The sequence below is a fragment of the Shewanella basaltis genome, from assembly GCF_023283885.1.
Lineage (GTDB): Bacteria > Pseudomonadota > Gammaproteobacteria > Enterobacterales > Shewanellaceae > Shewanella > Shewanella basaltis.
Genome location: NZ_JAKILA010000008.1, coordinates 125,667 through 143,309, shown reverse-complemented (window position 1 = coordinate 143,309; position 17,643 = coordinate 125,667). Strand labels below are relative to the sequence as shown.

At 42.0% G+C, this 17,643-nt stretch carries 13 protein-coding genes, 1 tRNA gene and 1 pseudogene; 12 read left to right on the top strand and 3 right to left on the bottom strand.

The genetic code is table 11. The features are described from left to right. The first annotated feature begins 121 nt into the window (after positions 1-121). From L2703_RS08295 to L2703_RS08265, 7 genes are all read left to right on the top strand, one after another. Positions 122-334, top strand: coding sequence for a YejL family protein (locus L2703_RS08295; protein ID WP_248970631.1), 213 nt, complete (start codon positions 122-124; stop codon positions 332-334). Between the two features lie 82 nt (positions 335-416). Next, positions 417-2,207 (top strand): DUF3413 domain-containing protein, encoded by a 1,791-nt coding sequence (locus tag L2703_RS08290; RefSeq protein WP_248970630.1) that lies wholly within the window; start codon positions 417-419, stop codon positions 2,205-2,207. Positions 2,208-2,419: 212 nt separating this feature from the next. Continuing rightward, positions 2,420-2,496, top strand: a tRNA-Pro gene (locus tag L2703_RS08285). Positions 2,497-3,191: 695 nt separating this feature from the next. After that, positions 3,192-4,127, top strand: coding sequence for an alpha/beta hydrolase (locus L2703_RS08280; RefSeq protein ID WP_248970629.1), 936 nt, complete (start codon positions 3,192-3,194; stop codon positions 4,125-4,127). Between the two features lie 356 nt (positions 4,128-4,483). Further along, positions 4,484-7,834 (top strand): MHYT domain-containing protein, encoded by a 3,351-nt coding sequence (locus tag L2703_RS08275; RefSeq protein ID WP_248970628.1) that lies wholly within the window; start codon positions 4,484-4,486, stop codon positions 7,832-7,834. Positions 7,835-7,837: 3 nt separating this feature from the next. Then, positions 7,838-8,833 (top strand): response regulator, encoded by a 996-nt coding sequence (locus L2703_RS08270; RefSeq protein ID WP_283107837.1) that lies wholly within the window; start codon positions 7,838-7,840, stop codon positions 8,831-8,833. A 136-nt stretch (positions 8,834-8,969) separates the two neighbouring features. Further along, entirely contained in the window at positions 8,970-9,146 is a 177-nt protein-coding gene (locus L2703_RS08265; RefSeq protein ID WP_248970627.1) for a DUF6435 family protein, read from the top strand. A gap of 8 nt (positions 9,147-9,154) precedes the next feature. Here the strand turns inward: L2703_RS08265 and L2703_RS08260 are convergent, their stop codons facing one another. Then, positions 9,155-9,691 (bottom strand): helix-turn-helix domain-containing protein, encoded by a 537-nt coding sequence (locus L2703_RS08260; RefSeq protein ID WP_248970626.1) that lies wholly within the window; start codon positions 9,689-9,691, stop codon positions 9,155-9,157. Between the two features lie 178 nt (positions 9,692-9,869). On the opposite strand from L2703_RS08260, the gene L2703_RS08255 reads away from it, so the two are divergent. Together L2703_RS08255 and L2703_RS08250 are read left to right on the top strand one after the other, a co-directional pair. Beyond that, positions 9,870-11,087, top strand: a complete 1,218-nt coding sequence (locus L2703_RS08255; protein ID WP_248970625.1) for a benzoate/H(+) symporter BenE family transporter — start codon at positions 9,870-9,872, stop codon at positions 11,085-11,087. Positions 11,088-11,498: 411 nt separating this feature from the next. Then, on the top strand, positions 11,499-11,828 hold the full coding sequence (locus L2703_RS08250) for a hypothetical protein (protein ID WP_248970624.1): 330 nt from the start codon (positions 11,499-11,501) through the stop codon (positions 11,826-11,828). Positions 11,829-11,851: 23 nt separating this feature from the next. Here L2703_RS08250 and msrQ read toward each other — a convergent pair whose 3' ends face one another. Both msrQ and msrP read right to left on the bottom strand, forming a co-directional pair. After that, positions 11,852-12,457 carry a protein-methionine-sulfoxide reductase heme-binding subunit MsrQ gene (gene msrQ / locus L2703_RS08245; protein ID WP_248970623.1) on the bottom strand — a complete coding sequence of 202 codons (606 nt, stop codon included), beginning with the start codon at positions 12,455-12,457 and terminating at the stop codon, positions 11,852-11,854. Then, entirely contained in the window at positions 12,457-13,494 is a 1,038-nt protein-coding gene (gene msrP / locus L2703_RS08240; RefSeq protein WP_248970622.1) for a protein-methionine-sulfoxide reductase catalytic subunit MsrP, read from the bottom strand. The genes msrQ and msrP overlap by 1 nt, the downstream gene beginning before the upstream one ends. Before the next feature lie 95 nt (positions 13,495-13,589). Between msrP and L2703_RS08235 the strand changes: the two are divergent. The 3 genes and pseudogenes from L2703_RS08235 (at position 13,590) to L2703_RS08225 (ending at position 17,577) form a co-directional block, all read left to right on the top strand. Then, positions 13,590-13,811: pseudogene (locus tag L2703_RS08235) on the top strand (hypothetical protein). A gap of 226 nt (positions 13,812-14,037) precedes the next feature. Further along, the gene (gene rmuC / locus L2703_RS08230) at positions 14,038-15,540 is read left to right on the top strand and encodes a DNA recombination protein RmuC (RefSeq protein ID WP_248970621.1); all 1,503 of its coding nucleotides are present in this window, start codon (positions 14,038-14,040) and stop codon (positions 15,538-15,540) included. 108 nt (positions 15,541-15,648) lie between these two features. Next, the gene (locus L2703_RS08225; protein ID WP_248970620.1) at positions 15,649-17,577 is read left to right on the top strand and encodes a transglycosylase SLT domain-containing protein; all 1,929 of its coding nucleotides are present in this window, start codon (positions 15,649-15,651) and stop codon (positions 17,575-17,577) included. Positions 17,578-17,643 lie beyond the last annotated feature (66 nt).

Sequence of the window (17,643 nt, the reverse complement as noted above, 5' to 3'; positions counted from 1 at the left end):
AGTATAAATCGAACAAGGGTTTGTGATATTCCTAACCTTGCTTCAATAAAACTTGAGGCGATTAGCTGCCAAATCCGTTATTATATGCAGCTAATTCATTATTTATTGAAGTTTTCTGACTATGGCAATTCAATCTAAATACACCAACACCCAAGTTGAAGCACTTATCAGCGAGCTGCTTGCTACCCTTGCAAAGCACCAAGCACCTACCGATTTAAGCCTGATGGTACTCGGTAACTGTGTCACTCATTTGCTCGAGAAAAAAGTGCCTAATGAGTCACGCCAAAAAGTGGCAGAGCAATTTGCGAAAGCGTTAACCCAGTCGATTAAGTAATCGAAAATAAAATTTATCACTAACGCTAACAATCAGTTACACTGGATTAGTTTGTGATAATAACGTAGGAATACGAGTTAAGATGATCGAGCGCAAAAAGCAACAAATGACACGCGATAACGTGTCGCGTTTAGTTAATTGGGGTCACTGGTTTGCCTTCTTTAATGGCATATTAGCGATGCTAATTGGCGCTCGATATATTGGCAGTGTGGGCTATCCAGAAACCGTTATAGGTTGGGCTTATCTCACCATAAGTACTATTGGCCATTTTACGTTTTTGGCCTTTATCGGGTACTTATTATTTATTTTCCCAATTACCTTATTACTGCCCTACTCTAAAATTTTACGCGGATTTGCCGCCTTTATCGCATCTTTAGGGCTCTATACGCTATTGTATGACACCGTCATTTATGACGACTATGGTATCCACTTAAGTCCATTCGCATTCGATTTAGCTTGGCAAGACCTCAACGCATTACTGCACAGCACCTCTTACATCATTACCCCTATTGTCATTGTATTAGTTGAATTAACCGCAGCAAACTTTTTGTGGAAACGTATCGACAGGCTACAAAAAAAACAATGGGGCAACCGAGTGGTGCTTTTTGTAGGCGCTTGTTTTGTTAGCAGCCATTTATTCCACATTTGGGCCGATGCCACCAATATGACAGAAGTCACCCGCTTTGACGATGCTTACCCTGTCTCGTATCCTGCGACAGCGCGCTCGTTTATGGAAAGCCACGGCATCGATAGCAGCTTACAAACGTCCGAGGCGAGAAGTGAAAAATCCCGCAAACTCAGCTACCCAATTAACCCAATGCAATGTCATGCCGACACTCAACAAAACGTGCTAGTCATCAGTATTGACAGTTTACGTGCCGACATGGTCGATAACGATACCATGCCGTTTTTGAGTCAGTACCGTAATAATAATCAACGTTTTATGAAACACTTCAGTGGCGGAACCGATTTCGACACCAGTATGTTTACCCTAATGTATGGCTTACAAGGCAATTACAGCGATCGTAAAGAATTTGCCGTAACCAGCCCAGTGCTAACCAACATCTTTACCGAACAAGGTTATCAGCAAGCTTTTTTTGCGCCTGCCGTGAGTAATGACATCACCCAAAGTGCTATGTTCAAAGGAATGCAAGTACACATCAGCGAAGGTGCTAACGGCAGTGCAGATGCTGACATCAATACCATCAATGCCATCACCACCTGGCAAGCAAATCAAAATCAACCTTGGTTTGCTTTAGTTAACCTCACTGCACCAAAAGACTACGACACGCCCATTGGTTTTCTAGGAGTACAAACCATTAAACCTAAAATGGAGTTAAAGCCTGCACAAAAAGTATTATTTAACCAATATCGTCAATCGCTTAACTTTGTCGATCAGCAACTGTCTCGCTTGCTCAATACTGTAGACGACAACACTGTGGTGATCATTACCGGTACTTATGGTCAAGTATTTACCAGTAACAGCAGCGATGCCCGCAACGACCTATCACCAGGTAATGTGAATGTGCCTTTAATTATTCATTGGCCAGATACCTATGGCAATAAAGTGAATTACCGCACCAGCCATTATGGTATCGCACCAACCATACTCAGCCATGTATTAGGGTGCACTAACCCTAGTTCCGACTACAGCGCAGGCCGTAGCTTATTAGAACCAAACAATGAAACCTGGGTATACATAGGTGACAGCCGTCGTTTTGCGATTTATCAAAAGTCTGAGATCACAGTACTTGATCGCTTTGGTAAATACCGTATTTATGATGTTAACTACACTAAACGTTTAGACAAAAAAATGAGCGCGCCTGAATTGATCCAAGTGATGCGCGAAGGCCGCAGGCTTTATAATCAATAGTGACGCTCAACACATTATTTTAGCATCAATGTTTTAGCCAGAATTATCGTGATAATAGAGACAACAGCCACAACTGGGCAGTTTATAGCCAATCGACAAATTACACTTAACTAAGCGCTTGCACAGATTAAATACTGTTGATAAAGTGCAGGTCCACTTAGTTACCCCACGTGTTATTACTCGCTAAGTGATGCTGTTTAAACGTTCTAATTCGGTATGTAGCGCAGCCCGGTAGCGCACTGTCATGGGGTGTCAGGGGTCGGAGGTTCGAATCCTCTCATACCGACCAAATTCAATGCTAAATGTTTACTACATTCAAACGTTTAGCTTTTTCTTCTGGTACATTAAGAAGTCCTTTTTAACCTTTTTAACCTTAACATTAAGCAAATATGTGAACGTTCACTGTGCATTCACACTGACCACAAAGGTGGTTTAAAGCAAGGCTTACCGTCTGCATTACCCTTAAATCGTTTATCTAACTTATTTCGCTGCAACCGCTACCGCTTGAAGATATCTCAATTTTATCTTTGTACCTTTTTTTAACCTGAGCTCGGGATAAGGGATGAACTTATACTATTTAAAATCAACATGTTACCCATTCTCACTTTCAAGCTTGTCATCTGTTCTGCTAACAAGGCGAATTGACACGTCAATAGCTAGCCTATTGTAAGTCGATTCAACGCAGTGAGCAGGGCAAAGGACTGTTTGAAAGGCATTTATTATCCCGAGCTCAGGTTTGTTTACACTCAAATAATGCCAATCAGGATAAATAAGTGTTCAGTGCTTGCCTAGCAAAAAATCGCTTAAAATAAGCCAGAAATTGCAGTAAGCGAGTTGTTCAACCTTCACAGTTTGTAACGAAATGATAAGCGATATTAACCAACCTTTTTGTGCTGATTGGTATTATATCCACTACATACGTATTCACATTGAATTAACATCAATGCGTGTGAAAATGATGTTTTACATTATTAAGGCGCTGCCATGAAATTTGTGATTGCATTACTAGGCTTAACGGCTTTTTTATCTCCTGCATCTTACGCTAACGCCCCCACTGTGCAGGTCAGCAAAGGTCAAATTGAAATAGTACAATCCTTTCCATCTCAGTACGTTAAAGACAAATTTTTAACGGTGTGGTTACCGCCTGGGTATAACAAACATAGCCAGTATGATGTACTGTACATGCACGATGGCCGCATGTTATTTGATGCTAACACCACTTGGAACAAGCAAGAGTGGCGAGTCGATGAAGTTGCCGGTGAGTTAATTGAACAAGGTAAAGTTCGACCTTTTATTGTTGTTGGCATTCCTAATGCAGTCGAAAATCGCCACAGTGAGTATTTTCCGCAGCAACCGTTTGAAAGTCTCTCGGTTGCTAAACAGCAGGCATTATATCAAATTAAAAAGTTTGCAGATCAGCCACTATTTGCATCTAAAGTGTATTCAGATAAATACAGTCTTTTTTTAATAAAAGAAGTCATTCCGTATATTGAGGCCCACTACCCCGTCAACAAAGGAGCAGAACATCGTTATTTAGGTGGGTCAAGCATGGGCGGGCTTATTTCATGGTACACCCTGCTTAATTACCCCGACTACTTTACGGGAGCAATTTGCATGTCGACCCATTGGCCAGGAACATTTAGCGCAGAAGATGAGCTATTTCCGATATTCAAGGAGTATATTGCCAAAAATGTGCACAAACTCAGTCATCAAAAAGTGTATTTTGACTATGGCGACCGCACACTTGATGCCATGTACCCTGATTTACAAAAACAAATCGATAACATATTCAAGCAACAAAAATACCCAAAAAACCAATGGCAAAGCCTTTATTTCCCGGGTGAAGATCACACCGAAAACGCATGGGCAAAACGCTTAGATAAGCCATTACTATTTATGTTTGGTACGTCCAACAATTAGTGCAAGTTTGAGCATAAAAGCGGCTAAATGATGAGGTAGACTCCCCTATCTCATCACGCTAGGAGAATAAACTGACTTAAACACGCGCATTTCCCTCAATCATCCCCCATTGTTAACTAAATTACACACCGAAACAAAGCAACAAAAAAGAAACATAAATACAACAAACGTCATCAGACCGTCACTTTGTAAAGCAATAATTTGCAAAACAGAACACTATAACGCTTACCTAGCACATAAACATTGATTTAGAACACGTTTTGGTTATAAATTAAATAAAATACTGAGGTTTTTTTATTTAATGCCGATACATTTAATATCAATCACTTATTTATTGCGGTTTCATCTATTACATTATGCCCGAATCAATTCGTACTCTTTTCTCAGTTACAGATGAAAGCCTATTAATTGTTGGTAATTTTCATCCAATTGTTGTGTTAATTTCTATCGCAATTGCAATCTTTGCTTCATTTATGGCATTGCAAGTTGCCTCACAAGCCGTAACCACACTCCACACCTACAAACGCCATATGTTGATATCTTGCGGCAGTTTTGCACTCGGTGGCGGGGTATGGTCAATGCACTTTATTGGCATGTTAGCATTTAGCCTATGCACGCCTGTCAGTTACAACATTGGCTTAACAGCACTGTCAATCATTCCTAGTATTGCGGCATCTTGGGTCGCCCTTAATGTTATTTCAACCGCAAATCCAAAAACCAGCCAGTTTATTGTTGGTGGCATATTAGTGGGTGCGGGCATCGGCACCATGCATTATGTGGGCATGGCAGCGATGGAAATGGCCCCGCTACTTCGCTACGACCTATTTTATTTTGGTTTATCTATTATTGTCGCGGTTGCGCTCGCCATCCTTGCCTTGTGGATCCGTTTTAGCTTAAACAACCTTGGTAACTATGCCTTAAGCGAATTACACAAAAATGCCATCGCGGCAATCGTGATGGGCATTGCCATATCAGCGATGCACTATACGGGAATGGCTGCAGCACGTTTTGTTAGGCCGCCTGGGTTTGAGTTTTCTGAGCAAACTAAAATGATGTCGTTTTACCTTGGCATTGCGGTGGCCACTATTACTGTGGTGATTATTTTATTGGTGCTTGTCGTTAACATGTTAGTTAAATATCAAGCCTCATTACACCAAGCCAAATTAAGTGAAGCACGATACCGAGCAACCATTTCGACAGCGATTGACGGCATTATCACCTTTAACGACAAAGGCCAAATAGAAAGTGGCAATAAAGCTGTCGAACATTTACTCGGGTGGCGACTAGAAGATGTTTGCCATCAAGATATCCGCCATTTTATTCCCAACGATTTTATCGATGACTTTAATGCCTATTTGTCCAGTTATTCTGATGACACTGTCACGAATCAAAAAAGTGATGGTCGCGATGTTGAAGCACGCCACGTCAACGGAAACACCATTCCAGTAAGAGTCTCTATTGGGCATGTCCGTATAGAAGGCAAAAACCTGTTTGTCATGTACATCAGTGATTTAAGGCATCGCATTGAAATGCAGCGCGCATTAATTAATCGCGAAGCCCAATTCCGTTCTCTCATTAGTAACATTCCTGGTATCGCTTATCGCTGTTTAAATATCGAAAACTGGCCAATGCTGTTTATCAGTGATGCCGTTGAAAATATCACCGGCTACCCCGCTAGTGACTTTATTGGCCCTGAGCCTACACGTCACTTTTATGAACTGGTGCATCCTGACGATATCGAACAAATTGCGCAAATTGTAGCAACTAACAAAGTATTTGCCCTCGAGTATCGCATCATCAATGCCAACGGGGACACTCGCTGGTTACTTGGATACGGTACTCATGTTGATGATTTAGACGTCACCGATAAATGGCTTGATGGCTTTATTATGGACATCACTGAACGTAAAGAAATGGAGCAATCGTTATTGATTGCCAAAGACAAAGCAGAACAAGCCGCCTCTGCAAGAGCCGCTTTTTTAGCCAACATGAGCCATGAAATTCGCACCCCAATGAACGCGATTATTGGATTTAGCGACATATTACTCGACGACAAACTCACCGCTGAGCAGCATAAACATCTTAATACCATTAACCAGTCAGCAAAGTCACTATTGCACCTGCTAAACGATGTGCTCGACAGCGCGAAACTCGATAAAGGCAAGTTTGAATTAGAACTGAGGGACTTTTCGGTTATCGAAGAAGTCGATTCTGTGGTATCGACATTATGGCTCCAAGCAAACAGCAAAGGATTATATTTAAATGTCGATGTGGCACCAGCAGTTGCAACGGCTTATCACGGCGCGCCAGATAGAATAAGACAAGTGCTAACAAATTTAATTGGTAATGCCATTAAGTTTACCGCAGAGGGCGGCGTCAGCATCAATGTAGGTGTGAAACCCAGTGGCTGTATTGAATTTGCTATCAGTGATACGGGTATCGGCATGACGCCAGCCCAACTTGCTTTGGTGTTTGACGCCTTCGCACAGGCTGACGCCAGCATGAATCGCCGATTTGGTGGTACAGGCTTAGGCACAACCATAAGTAAGCAGTTAGTTGAATTAATGGGGGGTAAAATTACCGCTCAAAGTACCTATGGCAAAGGCAGTTGTTTTGCATTTTCGTTGCCATTACTGCCGCCAAAGCAGTCAAACGATACCTCTGCACCTAAATTAAGCTTAAGCCTCAAACCCTTATCGATTTTAATTGTTGATGATATTCAACAAAACATTGATTTATTAACTATTGTCCTCAAACGTCAAGGCCACAGTGTCATCACGGCTCGCGACGGTAAACAAGCATTACTGCGTATGCAAAGTGACAAAATTGATATCGTCTTAATGGACGTGCAAATGCCCATTATGGATGGATTAACAGCATCACGTTTACGCCGAGAACAAGAACACAGCCAACAATTACCACACATGCCAATTATTGCATTAACCGCCAGTGTACTGCCAGAAGACAGACTCGCGGCACTCGATGCCGGCATGGACGGATTTGCAAACAAGCCGATTGATGTTGCGCTGTTAAATCATGAAATTGCACAAGTATTAAAACTTGAAAGCCACAATCAAACACCGGATATACAGCAAGAAGTAATCGACAATAAACTCACGGTAAATGTCAAAAAAGGCATTGCCCTCTGGGGTGATAAAACTACGCTAAACAAAGAAATAGCCGGGTTTATGCACAAACAGCAGCAGTGTATAAGCCAAATACAACACTTAATTAATGCCGATGATTGGCCAGCTGTCCACACTCAATTACATGGATTAAAAGGCTTAGCCGGAAATTTATCGCTAACGCAGTTAACCCGATTGTTTATGGATGCAGAACGACTCGCGCAAATGTCATCGGCCACAGAGTTGCTCGCGTTATTACCAGCAATAGAGCAAGCATTCACCCAAATAGATCAGTATCTTGATACAGAGCAAAAGCTTGAGTTAGTCACGTCTAACGACGAGGCTGTAAGCAAAATGGATACGGCCCAACTCAACCAACTTATTACGCGCATTCGACTAGCTGCACAGGACAACGAATACAATGAAAGTGATGTCAATTTACTCATTGCATCCGTGCCAACCTTGTATCTCCTGCCATGTCAATCGATCCAACATGCCCTAGATGACTTTGAATTTGAACAAGCATTAACCCAACTCGCCAGCCTGGAGTTGCAAATCAATGCACAAGAAGCAAACACTTAACAGATGATATTTAACAGACAAGACAGTAAACAAACCATCCTAATTGTGGATGATGAGCCAGCCAACCTCAGAGTATTGAAAAAGATGCTCGAGGATCAATACCGCCTAATTTTTGCTAAAAGTGGTGAAGAAGCCCTGCGCCTGGTACAACGCGAACTGCCAAATTTAATTTTGCTCGATGTAATGATGCCCGGCATGACCGGCTTTGAAGTGTGCGAACAACTCAAAGCTGACCCAATAAGCAAAGCGGTGCCCATCATTTTTGTTACCGCATTGAGTGATGAAGTTGACGAAGCAAAAGGCTTTGACGTTGGCGCGGTAGATTACATCACCAAACCTGTGTCACCCGCTGTGGTTAAAGCTCGGGTGAAAACCCATTTATCACTTGTTCAAGCTGACGATTTACGCCGTACTCGATTGCAAGTAATACAACGCCTAGGGCGCGCATCTGAATACAAAGATAACGAGACAGGCATGCACATTATGCGCATGAGCCACTATTCAAAAATTATTGCGCTTGCCTATGGTTTTTCAGAGTTTGCAGCCGACAATTTATTACACGCAGCCCCTATGCACGACATAGGTAAAATCGGTATTCCAGACAGCATTATGCTCAAGCCCGGCAAACTAACCGACGAAGAATTTGCCATTATGAAAACCCATCCTGAAATCGGCGCAGAAATTCTCGGCGATTCGGATTCAGATTTAATTGCACTAGCAAAAGTGGTGTCACTGACTCATCACGAAAAATATGACGGCAGTGGCTACCCACATGGCTTAAAAGGCGAAGAAATCCCGATTGAAGGGCGCATTGTCGCCATTGCAGATGTGTTTGACGCACTGACCAGTAAGCGCCCCTATAAAGAAGCATGGACAGTAGAACAAGCAATGGACTTTATCCAAAGCCAGAGTGGGATTCATTTCGACCCCAATTTAGTTGTGTTACTACAACAATGTCTGCCCAGTATTCTGTACATTAAACAACGTTGGCAAGATTAAATATGGGCAATACACATTGACAAACATAATGGCTAACCAAGCGCACGTTTACTGTCCTCTTGTCAGCGCAGGTGCTTGTTGGTCTAAAATCTTGTTTGGCACGTATAACAATCATTATTTATTCATAGGTGCCATTATGTTTTCATTTTTAAAGCCAGACCCACTTAAAGCATTGCGTAAAAGCTATGATCAAAAACTTGAACAAGCCATGCAAGCTCAACGTAAGGGTGACATTAAAACATATTCACTGCTAACTGCTGAGTCTGAAGTGATTTGGCAACAAATCGAAGCAATACAAAAAAACCAGACCTAGCCTAGGGTCTACGTACCAAATGGATAGCTAACAATATTTTGAAACACCGCCGTTTCAGTAAGAGCATGATAACCATGGGGTTGATCAGCAAAAAAACGATAACGCTGGCCACATTCTAACGTTTGCCACTCATTGCCTGTGAATATAGCTAACCTTCCTTGCAGCACAATCACATGCTCAATCACCCCGATACTGTGCGGTGCAGACATCTGCTGATGAAATCCGCTTAAGCTAATTTCGAACATTTCAAAGTGGGTCTGTGAGTTATACGCAAACAAGGTACTAATTTGCATATTGGGATCATCTGGAAATGTTTTGTCTAACAAAGGCTCTGCATTAGGCGATAACAAAAAAGCAGAAAATGACGCGTGTAAACCATTAGCAATTTTCCATAATGTGGCAATTGTTGGGCTCGACTCTTGACGCTCAATTTGCCCAAGCATCGCTTTAGAGACTCCGGTCAATTTTGCTGTAGCATCTAAGCTTAGCCCTTTTGATTTTCGCAAAGCTTTTAAATGCTCTGCCATATGTGCCTTGCTATCCATGGTTTACCGTCTTCAATAACAACTGAGAGCTCATTATACGTTATTTTCTGCTTTAACCTAGCCCCTTGTGCGCTATAACATCCAGTGCTATATTCAGCCATCAATCGTGCGCTTTAGCGCACACCTGTATACGCCTTATTGCCAACAAATTGGCCTATATCCCAATACGGACTCAAACATGGGTAAACACAGTATTAGCATCAGTCATCTGTCAGCCGGCTTCACTGCGGTGTTAGTCGGCTATACCAGCTCTGTGATTTTAGTGATCCAAGCAGCAAGCCTTGCAGGAGCAAACTCGACACAAGTCAGCAGCGGATTACTGGCATTAGGGCTGATAATGGGGCTCAGTTCGATGGCTTATTCTTGGTATTATAAAACCCCTATTTTGACAGCCTGGTCGACCCCGGGCGCAGCGATGCTCATTGGGATCGTGGGGGAATTTAGCATCAACCAGGTAATGGGTGCTTATATGATTTCAGCAGGACTTATCGCAATAAGCGGTTTAATTAAGCCTTTAACTCGTTTGCTGTCTTCGATCCCTTCTGCATTAGCAGCAGCAATGTTAGCAGCTATTTTATTGCCATTTTGCCTAAAAGCATTTATGCCACTGGCAACCGAACCGTTAATGTTTAGCCTCCTGTTTGGCAGTTTTATGCTAGCAAAATACTGGCTACCCAAATATGCAATGGCCGTTTTATTAGCTGTTGCCATCGCTTATGCGATACTCGCAGATCGACTAAGCACATCTTTGCTGGCACAATTTGATTTAACTATCGCGTCCCCCATTTGGATTACCCCCGAGTTTACGCTTTCAGCCATACTCAACATCAGCATCCCTTTATATATAATTACGATGTTGTCGCAAAATTTACCCGGCATTGCCATGTTAAAAAGCTATGGTTATCAAGCTCATGGAACACCACTTTTATTGGGTACGGGGATATCAAATATCCTATTAGCACCTTGCGGCGTATTTAGCGTTAACCTTGCGGCAATCTCGGCGGCGATTTGTATGGACAACAACGTTGACGATGATCCAAACCAACGCTACAAAGCAACATTGTGGGCGGGTGTTTTTTATATCATTGCCGGATTATGGGCCAGCGGTGTCGTGGCTTTATTTATGGGGTTACCCACTGCCATTAGCGATATATTAGCGGGACTTGCACTCATGGGGACTTTATTAATGTGCCTTCAAAATGCATTTGGGGCGAATAACTATCGAGAGTCGGCTTTACTCACATTTGTGTGCACTTTATCTGGGATAAGTTTTTTGGCTATAGGCGCTGCCGTTTGGGGCTTATTGCTTGGCCTAACCCATTTTGGTATCAATCAATGTAAGCATCAAATATTCACCAATAACGCAAAAGTTAAACAAACTGAGTACAAAAAATAATCCAATACTAGGGTCTGTTGATCTTTAAAGGTTATTTTTGCAGCGAATTATTGGTCTTTACTTAAACATGAGCGACAAGGCAAAGACGTTGAGGTGTCGCTATTTTTCATAACAAGTTGATAACGCAGTAAAAATGACCAACAAACGCTGCCCACAGGGTTCGGCTAAAAACGTGTTACTCTTTGTTGAATAACGCACTGTGAATAAAGCGTTGCTCAGATGACTAAGCATCAATCAATTCGCCTCAAATAACACGTTTTTAACGCGAACTTCATTCAGCCTGGAAAGTTCAACAGGCCCCAGGGCATTTAAACGCATAATTTGTGAGCAAACATCAAGAAATAATCTGCTATAAATCTTATGCTGTTAACTCAAATTATCGCACATTCGACGTTTATCAGAGGCAATATTATGTGGTGGAGAATTGTCATCATTACATTAGCGTTTCTACTATTAGGCGCGCATTTTCTTCGTTTTAGCCAAACAGAATGGGCCATTATTGCCTGTACCATGCCGCTATTAATGTTTATTCGGCACAATATAATCAATCAGTTATTAAAAATCACCTTAGTGTTGAGCGTTATTTTTGTCTGGGCAGTAACAACCGTCAATTTTATCGACATACGGATCACACTTTCAGAACCTTGGTTAAGGCTAGCCGTCATTATGAGTGCTGTTATGCTGTTTACCTTATTTGCCGCATTTTGCACTAACGGCCTAAACCCAAGATTACGCCACTAACTTCAGCGGATTAAAAAAATACATTAACGCGTTAATAATAACCATTTTTTGATGGCGGCTTTACGGTTGTACAACAACAGGACAAACAGCACCATATAAATACTCGGTTCAATAATTTCCGACTTAACCGACCAATAAAAATGAATAGGCGCGAACAAAGCCACTACATATATCCAATTGTGTAGCGATTGCCACCGCTTACCCAAACCTCGTTTAATACCATGGGGCGAAGTAACAGCGAGCAGTGTTACTATGATAAACGCTGCGGCTCCCACTAAAATGTAAGGTCGTTTAATCACTTCCTCAAATAATAATCCCCACGCAAATAGCAAATCCAAGCTGATAAATGCCGCAATATGTAACAAAGCATAAGCAAAAACATATAAACCAACTAAGCGACGCGTTTGCATTAATGCCGCCAACTTAGCCCGTTTTGCTATGGGGGATATTAATAACGTAACCAGTAAGCTATTGAGCGCTCCCATACCGGTATAATGAATAATATATTGCACCGGATCGCCTCCCGCATTGTCAGTCATCACAAGGGCAATGAGATACAACGCCGGAAGCAAAAACACAATGTGCAGAATGACTTTAAGCCAAAACACATGTCGAGGGCTTAAACGCATTAATAAAACGTCCTTAAATCAATATTTTTATACAGATCGGCAACAAATTCACCGTAACCATTAAACATTTGTGTCGGAACACGTTTAGCTGAAAACAGCCCGCCCTCGCCTATGCTTCGCTCACTTGCTTGCGACCAACGCGGATGATCAACCTCAGGATTAACATTGGCATAAAAGCCATATTCATTTGGCGCCAGTTGGTTCCAACTTGTGGGGGGCTGTTTATCTAACACGCGAATGCGCACAACCGATTTAATACTTTTAAACCCATATTTCCATGGCACCACTAACCTAATTGGGGCACCATTTTGTGGCGGTAAGGTTTTTCCATACAAACCAACAGCTAAAAAGGGCAACTCGTTCATGGCTTCAGCAATGGTTAATCCCTCTACATACGGATAATGAATACCGCCGCCCATTAAACGATTTTTTTGCCCCGGCATTTGCTCAGGATCAAACAAGGTTTCAAATGCAACATGAGTAGCGTTTTGCTTAACGCCCGCTTCTTTAAGTAAAGTGGCTAACGAGAAACCCACCCAGGGGATGACCATCGACCAGGCTTCAACACAACGTAAGCGGTAGGTCCGCTCTTCAAGGGCGAAGCGCTTCGTTAGCGCCTGTAAATCTAAGGTAATGGGTTTATCAACCAGACCATCAATGACCAATGTCCAAGGGTCAACATTAAAGCCCTGAGCATTGTCAAAGGGATCAGATTTACTGGTACCAAACTCGTAAAAATTGTTATGACGAGTAACCTTATCTTCAGGGGTTTTAGCATCAGAGAGAGTAAATTGGCGAGGTGTCGCATACTGTAAACTTTGCGTAGTAAAAGGTTTTTTAGCCGTTTGCTCGCCAAATAAATCAAATAGACCAGCTTGAACCTGCCCAGGTAAACTGGCCCCTAACGCACCTAACCCCAAAGCTTTAATAATATTGCGACGGTCATTAAATACAGATTCAGGCGTCACTTGGTTGTCAGCTAAATGCCAAGGAGCTCGTTGCAGTATGCCTTGAGTAAATCGATTTTTGCGCGCCATGGTTCACCTCTTAAAAAAACCGTTAACTAGGGTCTGTTGATCTTTGCTGGTTGAATTTTGTTCGAGTTAAAAACGTTTTAATCGAGGCAAATGGATTGAAGCCTAGCCACCTAAGCAAAATCTATTCAACAAAGAGTAAAACGTTTTTAGCCGAACCCTGTGGGCAGCGTTTGTTGGTCATTTTTACTGCGTTATCGACTTTTTATGTAGAATAACTACACTTCAAAGTCTCTGCCTTGTATAAAATACCAACAATTCGCTGCAAAAATAACCTTGAAAGATCAACAGACCCTAACCAATACATTCATATTGTCTGATGCCACTTAATAGACAGGGCAACGTCAGTATTTATTGCACATTAAATAAAAATAACCATAATTTGCCGTTGTGCACATCTTAATATTGGTGCCTATACGCACTAATCATCCGATTAGATTTAAATTTAATCATTAACAACAAAAAATCAGTAAATCCTTATTTTGCCTCTTGCAGGCAATTTGTAGCCGTGCGACCCTTAGCCATTATTTTCTATCGGTTTTTGTTATGCCTTTTGCAGTGTCGTTAACTCCTCCTCAAATTGCAGCGCTGATTGCGGTTGCGTTTCTTGCCTTTTTAATTGGCGCACTTATCAATCAACGGTTAACCCGTAAACGCTGGGAACAGCTAAAGCTCCAGCATGAACAAGAAAGCCTCACGCTTGTACAAGAGGCACAAACAGAGTTAGCTAGGTTACAAGATACTCTTGATGATAAAATTGATCATAGTAATCATCTGCAAAACAAAATCGAAAGTTTAATTTCGCAGCTTTCTACCGCCGAAACAAAAGCTGATAGAGTTTATGTTGTGGAGCAGCAATTAGCAGACACACAACATCGTTTGATGGAATCTCAGCTTAATCTTGCCAAATCGAATGCGATACAACAAACCATCATGGTTAAAGCCGAAGCTGAGCAAAAATCATTAGAAGATAAAATAGCCTTGCTTGAATCAGCCGAAGAACGGCTCAAATTGCAATTTGAAAATTTAGCTAACCGTATTTTTGATGAACGCAGCGAAAGCTTTAAGCAACAAAATGTTTCGCAAATAGACGGGGTATTAGGCCCGTTAAAGCAACAACTTGAAGGCTTTAGGCAACAAATTCAAGAATCCTACACTCACGAGCAATCTGAGCGAAGTGCCTTAAAACACCAACTAGATCATCTGCGTGAACTCAACATGAAGATGAGCCAAGACGCCATTAACCTAACCAAAGCATTAAAAGGCGATAACAAGCAGCAAGGCAATTGGGGCGAAGTGATTTTAGAGCGAGTGCTACAGGAAAGCGGCCTACGAGAAGGCCATGAATATCATATACAGCAAGATTTAAAAGACGATAACGGCAAACGCTTTAAACCTGATGTAATTGTGCACTTACCCGAGCAAAAAGACGTAGTGATAGACGCAAAAATGTCGCTTGTCAGTTACGAGCGCTATTTTAATAGCGAAGACAAAGACATTCGTGAACAGGCCATAAAAGAGCATGCGCTATCCATTAGGCAGCATATTAAAGGCTTGAGCCAAAAGGATTATCACAAACTACATGGTCTAAAAAGTCTCGACTATGTATTAATGTTTATTCCGATTGAGCCGGCCTTTTTACTGGCAATTGAATACGACCCAAGCCTGGTTAATTTTGCATTAGAGCATAATATTATGCTGGTAAGCCCAACAAACCTATTGGTTGCACTGCGCACCATCAACAATATTTGGCGCTATGAATATCAAAACCAAAATGCACAAAATATTGCCAAACAAGCCAGCCGAATTTACGACAAACTCTGTGGCTATTTAGAAGACATGGAAAAACTCGGCCGCGCATTAGATGGCGCAGATAAAAGCTACCAAAGTGCTATGGCAAAATTATCATCAGGTAAAGGCAACTTAATCAGGCAGGCACATTTTATGCGCCAATTAGGCGTCGATACCAGCAAGCAAATCGACAGACAATTGCTTAACAAGGCATTAGACGAGTCGATAGAAACAACCACGCAACAGCAAGCACAGTAATTATTGCCTTTAAGATTAATCTTTATTTAATTAACGCACGCAATAGTAGTGCGTAAACGTAAATTTTATTATCGCAAACGAAGTATTGAGGCGGAGATTCTCATTTAAATGCGTAACACTTGGGTTAACACTTTATTCACTGGCATGTTAGTTATCGCTGCGCCACTGGTTTTTATCAGTCAAGCTAGCGCGTTGACATCACAGCAACAAACCTATCTTGATGCACGTAAAGCACTCGATAAAAAACAGCTAGGACAATATCAAGCATTGCGCAATAGATTAGCCGACTACCCATTAACTGTGTACCTTGACTACCACGCAACCATTGACCAAATAGTTCAGTCTCCCGGTAATAGTGCGCTAAATGCCATAAACCAATTTGATACCACACCTCTGTATAACAATGCGCGTTATCGCTATTTACTTAATGCCGGCAGAAAACAACGCTGGCAAGACTTTTTAGTAATATCGCCAAACACACCCAACGATATTCGCTTGCAATGTTACTATTACCAAGCACAACTCGATGCGGGCAATAAAGACACTGCGTATAAAGGCATTGAACGTTTGTGGGTGCATGGCTATTCTCGTCCGAAAGAATGCGACACAGTATTTGATATGTGGACAAAAGCAGGTTATCGCACCCAAGAGGTGATTTGGGCTCGTATGCTGCTCAGTTTTGATGCCGGACAAACCAGTTTATTGAGCTATTTGTCGCAAAAAGTGACAACACACAGTCGTGAAGCTAAATTACTGATGTCCGTATACCGGGACCCAAATACCCTGCGCCATATCAACAAATTTACCAGTTCAAAACCCATTATCAGTAATATTGTTGACGCGGGTTTACGCAAATTAGCTCAAAAAGACTTACATCAAGCCATAAAATTGTTTGTTAAATACCAAAAGGCGAATCGTTTTGGTAAAGACGAAGCGCGCGAACTTAATCGCTATTTAGTTCGCCGAGCCTTAATCAAGCAAGACAACACACTACTTAGTCATATCGACAAAATGTTACCGCTGTTAGCATTTGATGACTTATATGAAATGCGCATGCGCTGGGCGTTAAGGGAGCTTGACTTCAACACGGTTGAAAAATATTTAGCGCTATTAAGTGACGAAGGAAAAGCCAATCCGCGCTGGATGTACTGGCAGGCAAAAATAATCGCACGTAAAGATAAAACCAAAGCCACAGAACTCCAGTCTGTATTAAGTCGTCAACGGAACTTTTACGGCTTTAGCGCTGCACAGGCCATTGGTCATCCATTGTCAATGAACGACGACAACCTCGCGCCCAATCCTGAGTTACAGGCACAACTAACTAACGACCCTGGACTTGCTCGAGTCATTGAATTAATGGCATTAGATAAACACATAGATGCCCGTAATGAGTGGGTTTATTTAATGCGCCGCCATGACAGCGAGCTAACGGCACAATATGGATTATTTGCGCTACAACAAGGCTGGCATGGCTTTAGTGTTGAGTCGAGTATTCAAGGTAAATTGTGGGACTCCTTAGCACTGCGCTTCCCCCTAGCAGCAGATGATGCATTTATTAAAGCCAGTAAAAAATATCAGGTTAACATCGATGAAATTAGAGCCATTTCGCGTCGTGAAAGTGCCTTTTATCCTTATGCAACATCTGGCGTCGGCGCGCGTGGTTTAATGCAATTGATGCCTGCAACAGCCAAACAAACCGCCCAAAAGAACAAGATTGCGTTTAACAACGTAAAAGACTTGTATGATCCCAATGTAAACATCATGCTAGGCAGTGCGTATTACAGCGAGTTGCTGAAACAATTTAATGGTAATCGAGTGTTAGCCACTGCAGCATACAATGCAGGCCCTGGCAGTGTTCGCCGATGGTTACGTGCATCTAATGGCACATTAGACGTCATGACATTTATTGAAACCATTCCATACACAGAAACCCGTGAGTATGTACAAGCCGTGCTGAGCTACAGAATGATTTACCAACACAACAAACAATCTGGCGATAGCATGTTTAGTCCAAAAGAACTGAGCGACAAATACTAGATTTACTCTCGCGCTCACGATAACGTAGCAACATGATGGTACAACATACCATCATGTTTAACTCAT

Excerpts from the sequence above, each read along its gene's own strand:
- L2703_RS08270 (WP_283107837.1), top strand. The coding sequence starts at position 7,838 with ATGATATTTAACAGACAAGACAGTAAACAAACCATCCTAATTGTGGAT.
- L2703_RS08260 (WP_248970626.1), bottom strand. The coding sequence starts at position 9,691 with ATGGATAGCAAGGCACATATGGCAGAGCATTTAAAAGCTTTGCGAAAA.
- L2703_RS08275 (WP_248970628.1), top strand. The coding sequence starts at position 4,484 with ATGCCCGAATCAATTCGTACTCTTTTCTCAGTTACAGATGAAAGCCTA.
- L2703_RS08295 (WP_248970631.1), top strand. The coding sequence starts at position 122 with ATGGCAATTCAATCTAAATACACCAACACCCAAGTTGAAGCACTTATC.
- L2703_RS08255 (WP_248970625.1), top strand. The coding sequence starts at position 9,870 with ATGGGTAAACACAGTATTAGCATCAGTCATCTGTCAGCCGGCTTCACT.
- msrP (WP_248970622.1), bottom strand. The coding sequence starts at position 13,494 with ATGGCGCGCAAAAATCGATTTACTCAAGGCATACTGCAACGAGCTCCT.
- L2703_RS08250 (WP_248970624.1), top strand. The coding sequence starts at position 11,499 with ATGTGGTGGAGAATTGTCATCATTACATTAGCGTTTCTACTATTAGGC.
- L2703_RS08290 (WP_248970630.1), top strand. The coding sequence starts at position 417 with ATGATCGAGCGCAAAAAGCAACAAATGACACGCGATAACGTGTCGCGT.
- L2703_RS08265 (WP_248970627.1), top strand. The coding sequence starts at position 8,970 with ATGTTTTCATTTTTAAAGCCAGACCCACTTAAAGCATTGCGTAAAAGC.
- L2703_RS08225 (WP_248970620.1), top strand. The coding sequence starts at position 15,649 with ATGCGTAACACTTGGGTTAACACTTTATTCACTGGCATGTTAGTTATC.
- L2703_RS08280 (WP_248970629.1), top strand. The coding sequence starts at position 3,192 with ATGAAATTTGTGATTGCATTACTAGGCTTAACGGCTTTTTTATCTCCT.
- rmuC (WP_248970621.1), top strand. The coding sequence starts at position 14,038 with ATGCCTTTTGCAGTGTCGTTAACTCCTCCTCAAATTGCAGCGCTGATT.
- msrQ (WP_248970623.1), bottom strand. The coding sequence starts at position 12,457 with ATGCGTTTAAGCCCTCGACATGTGTTTTGGCTTAAAGTCATTCTGCAC.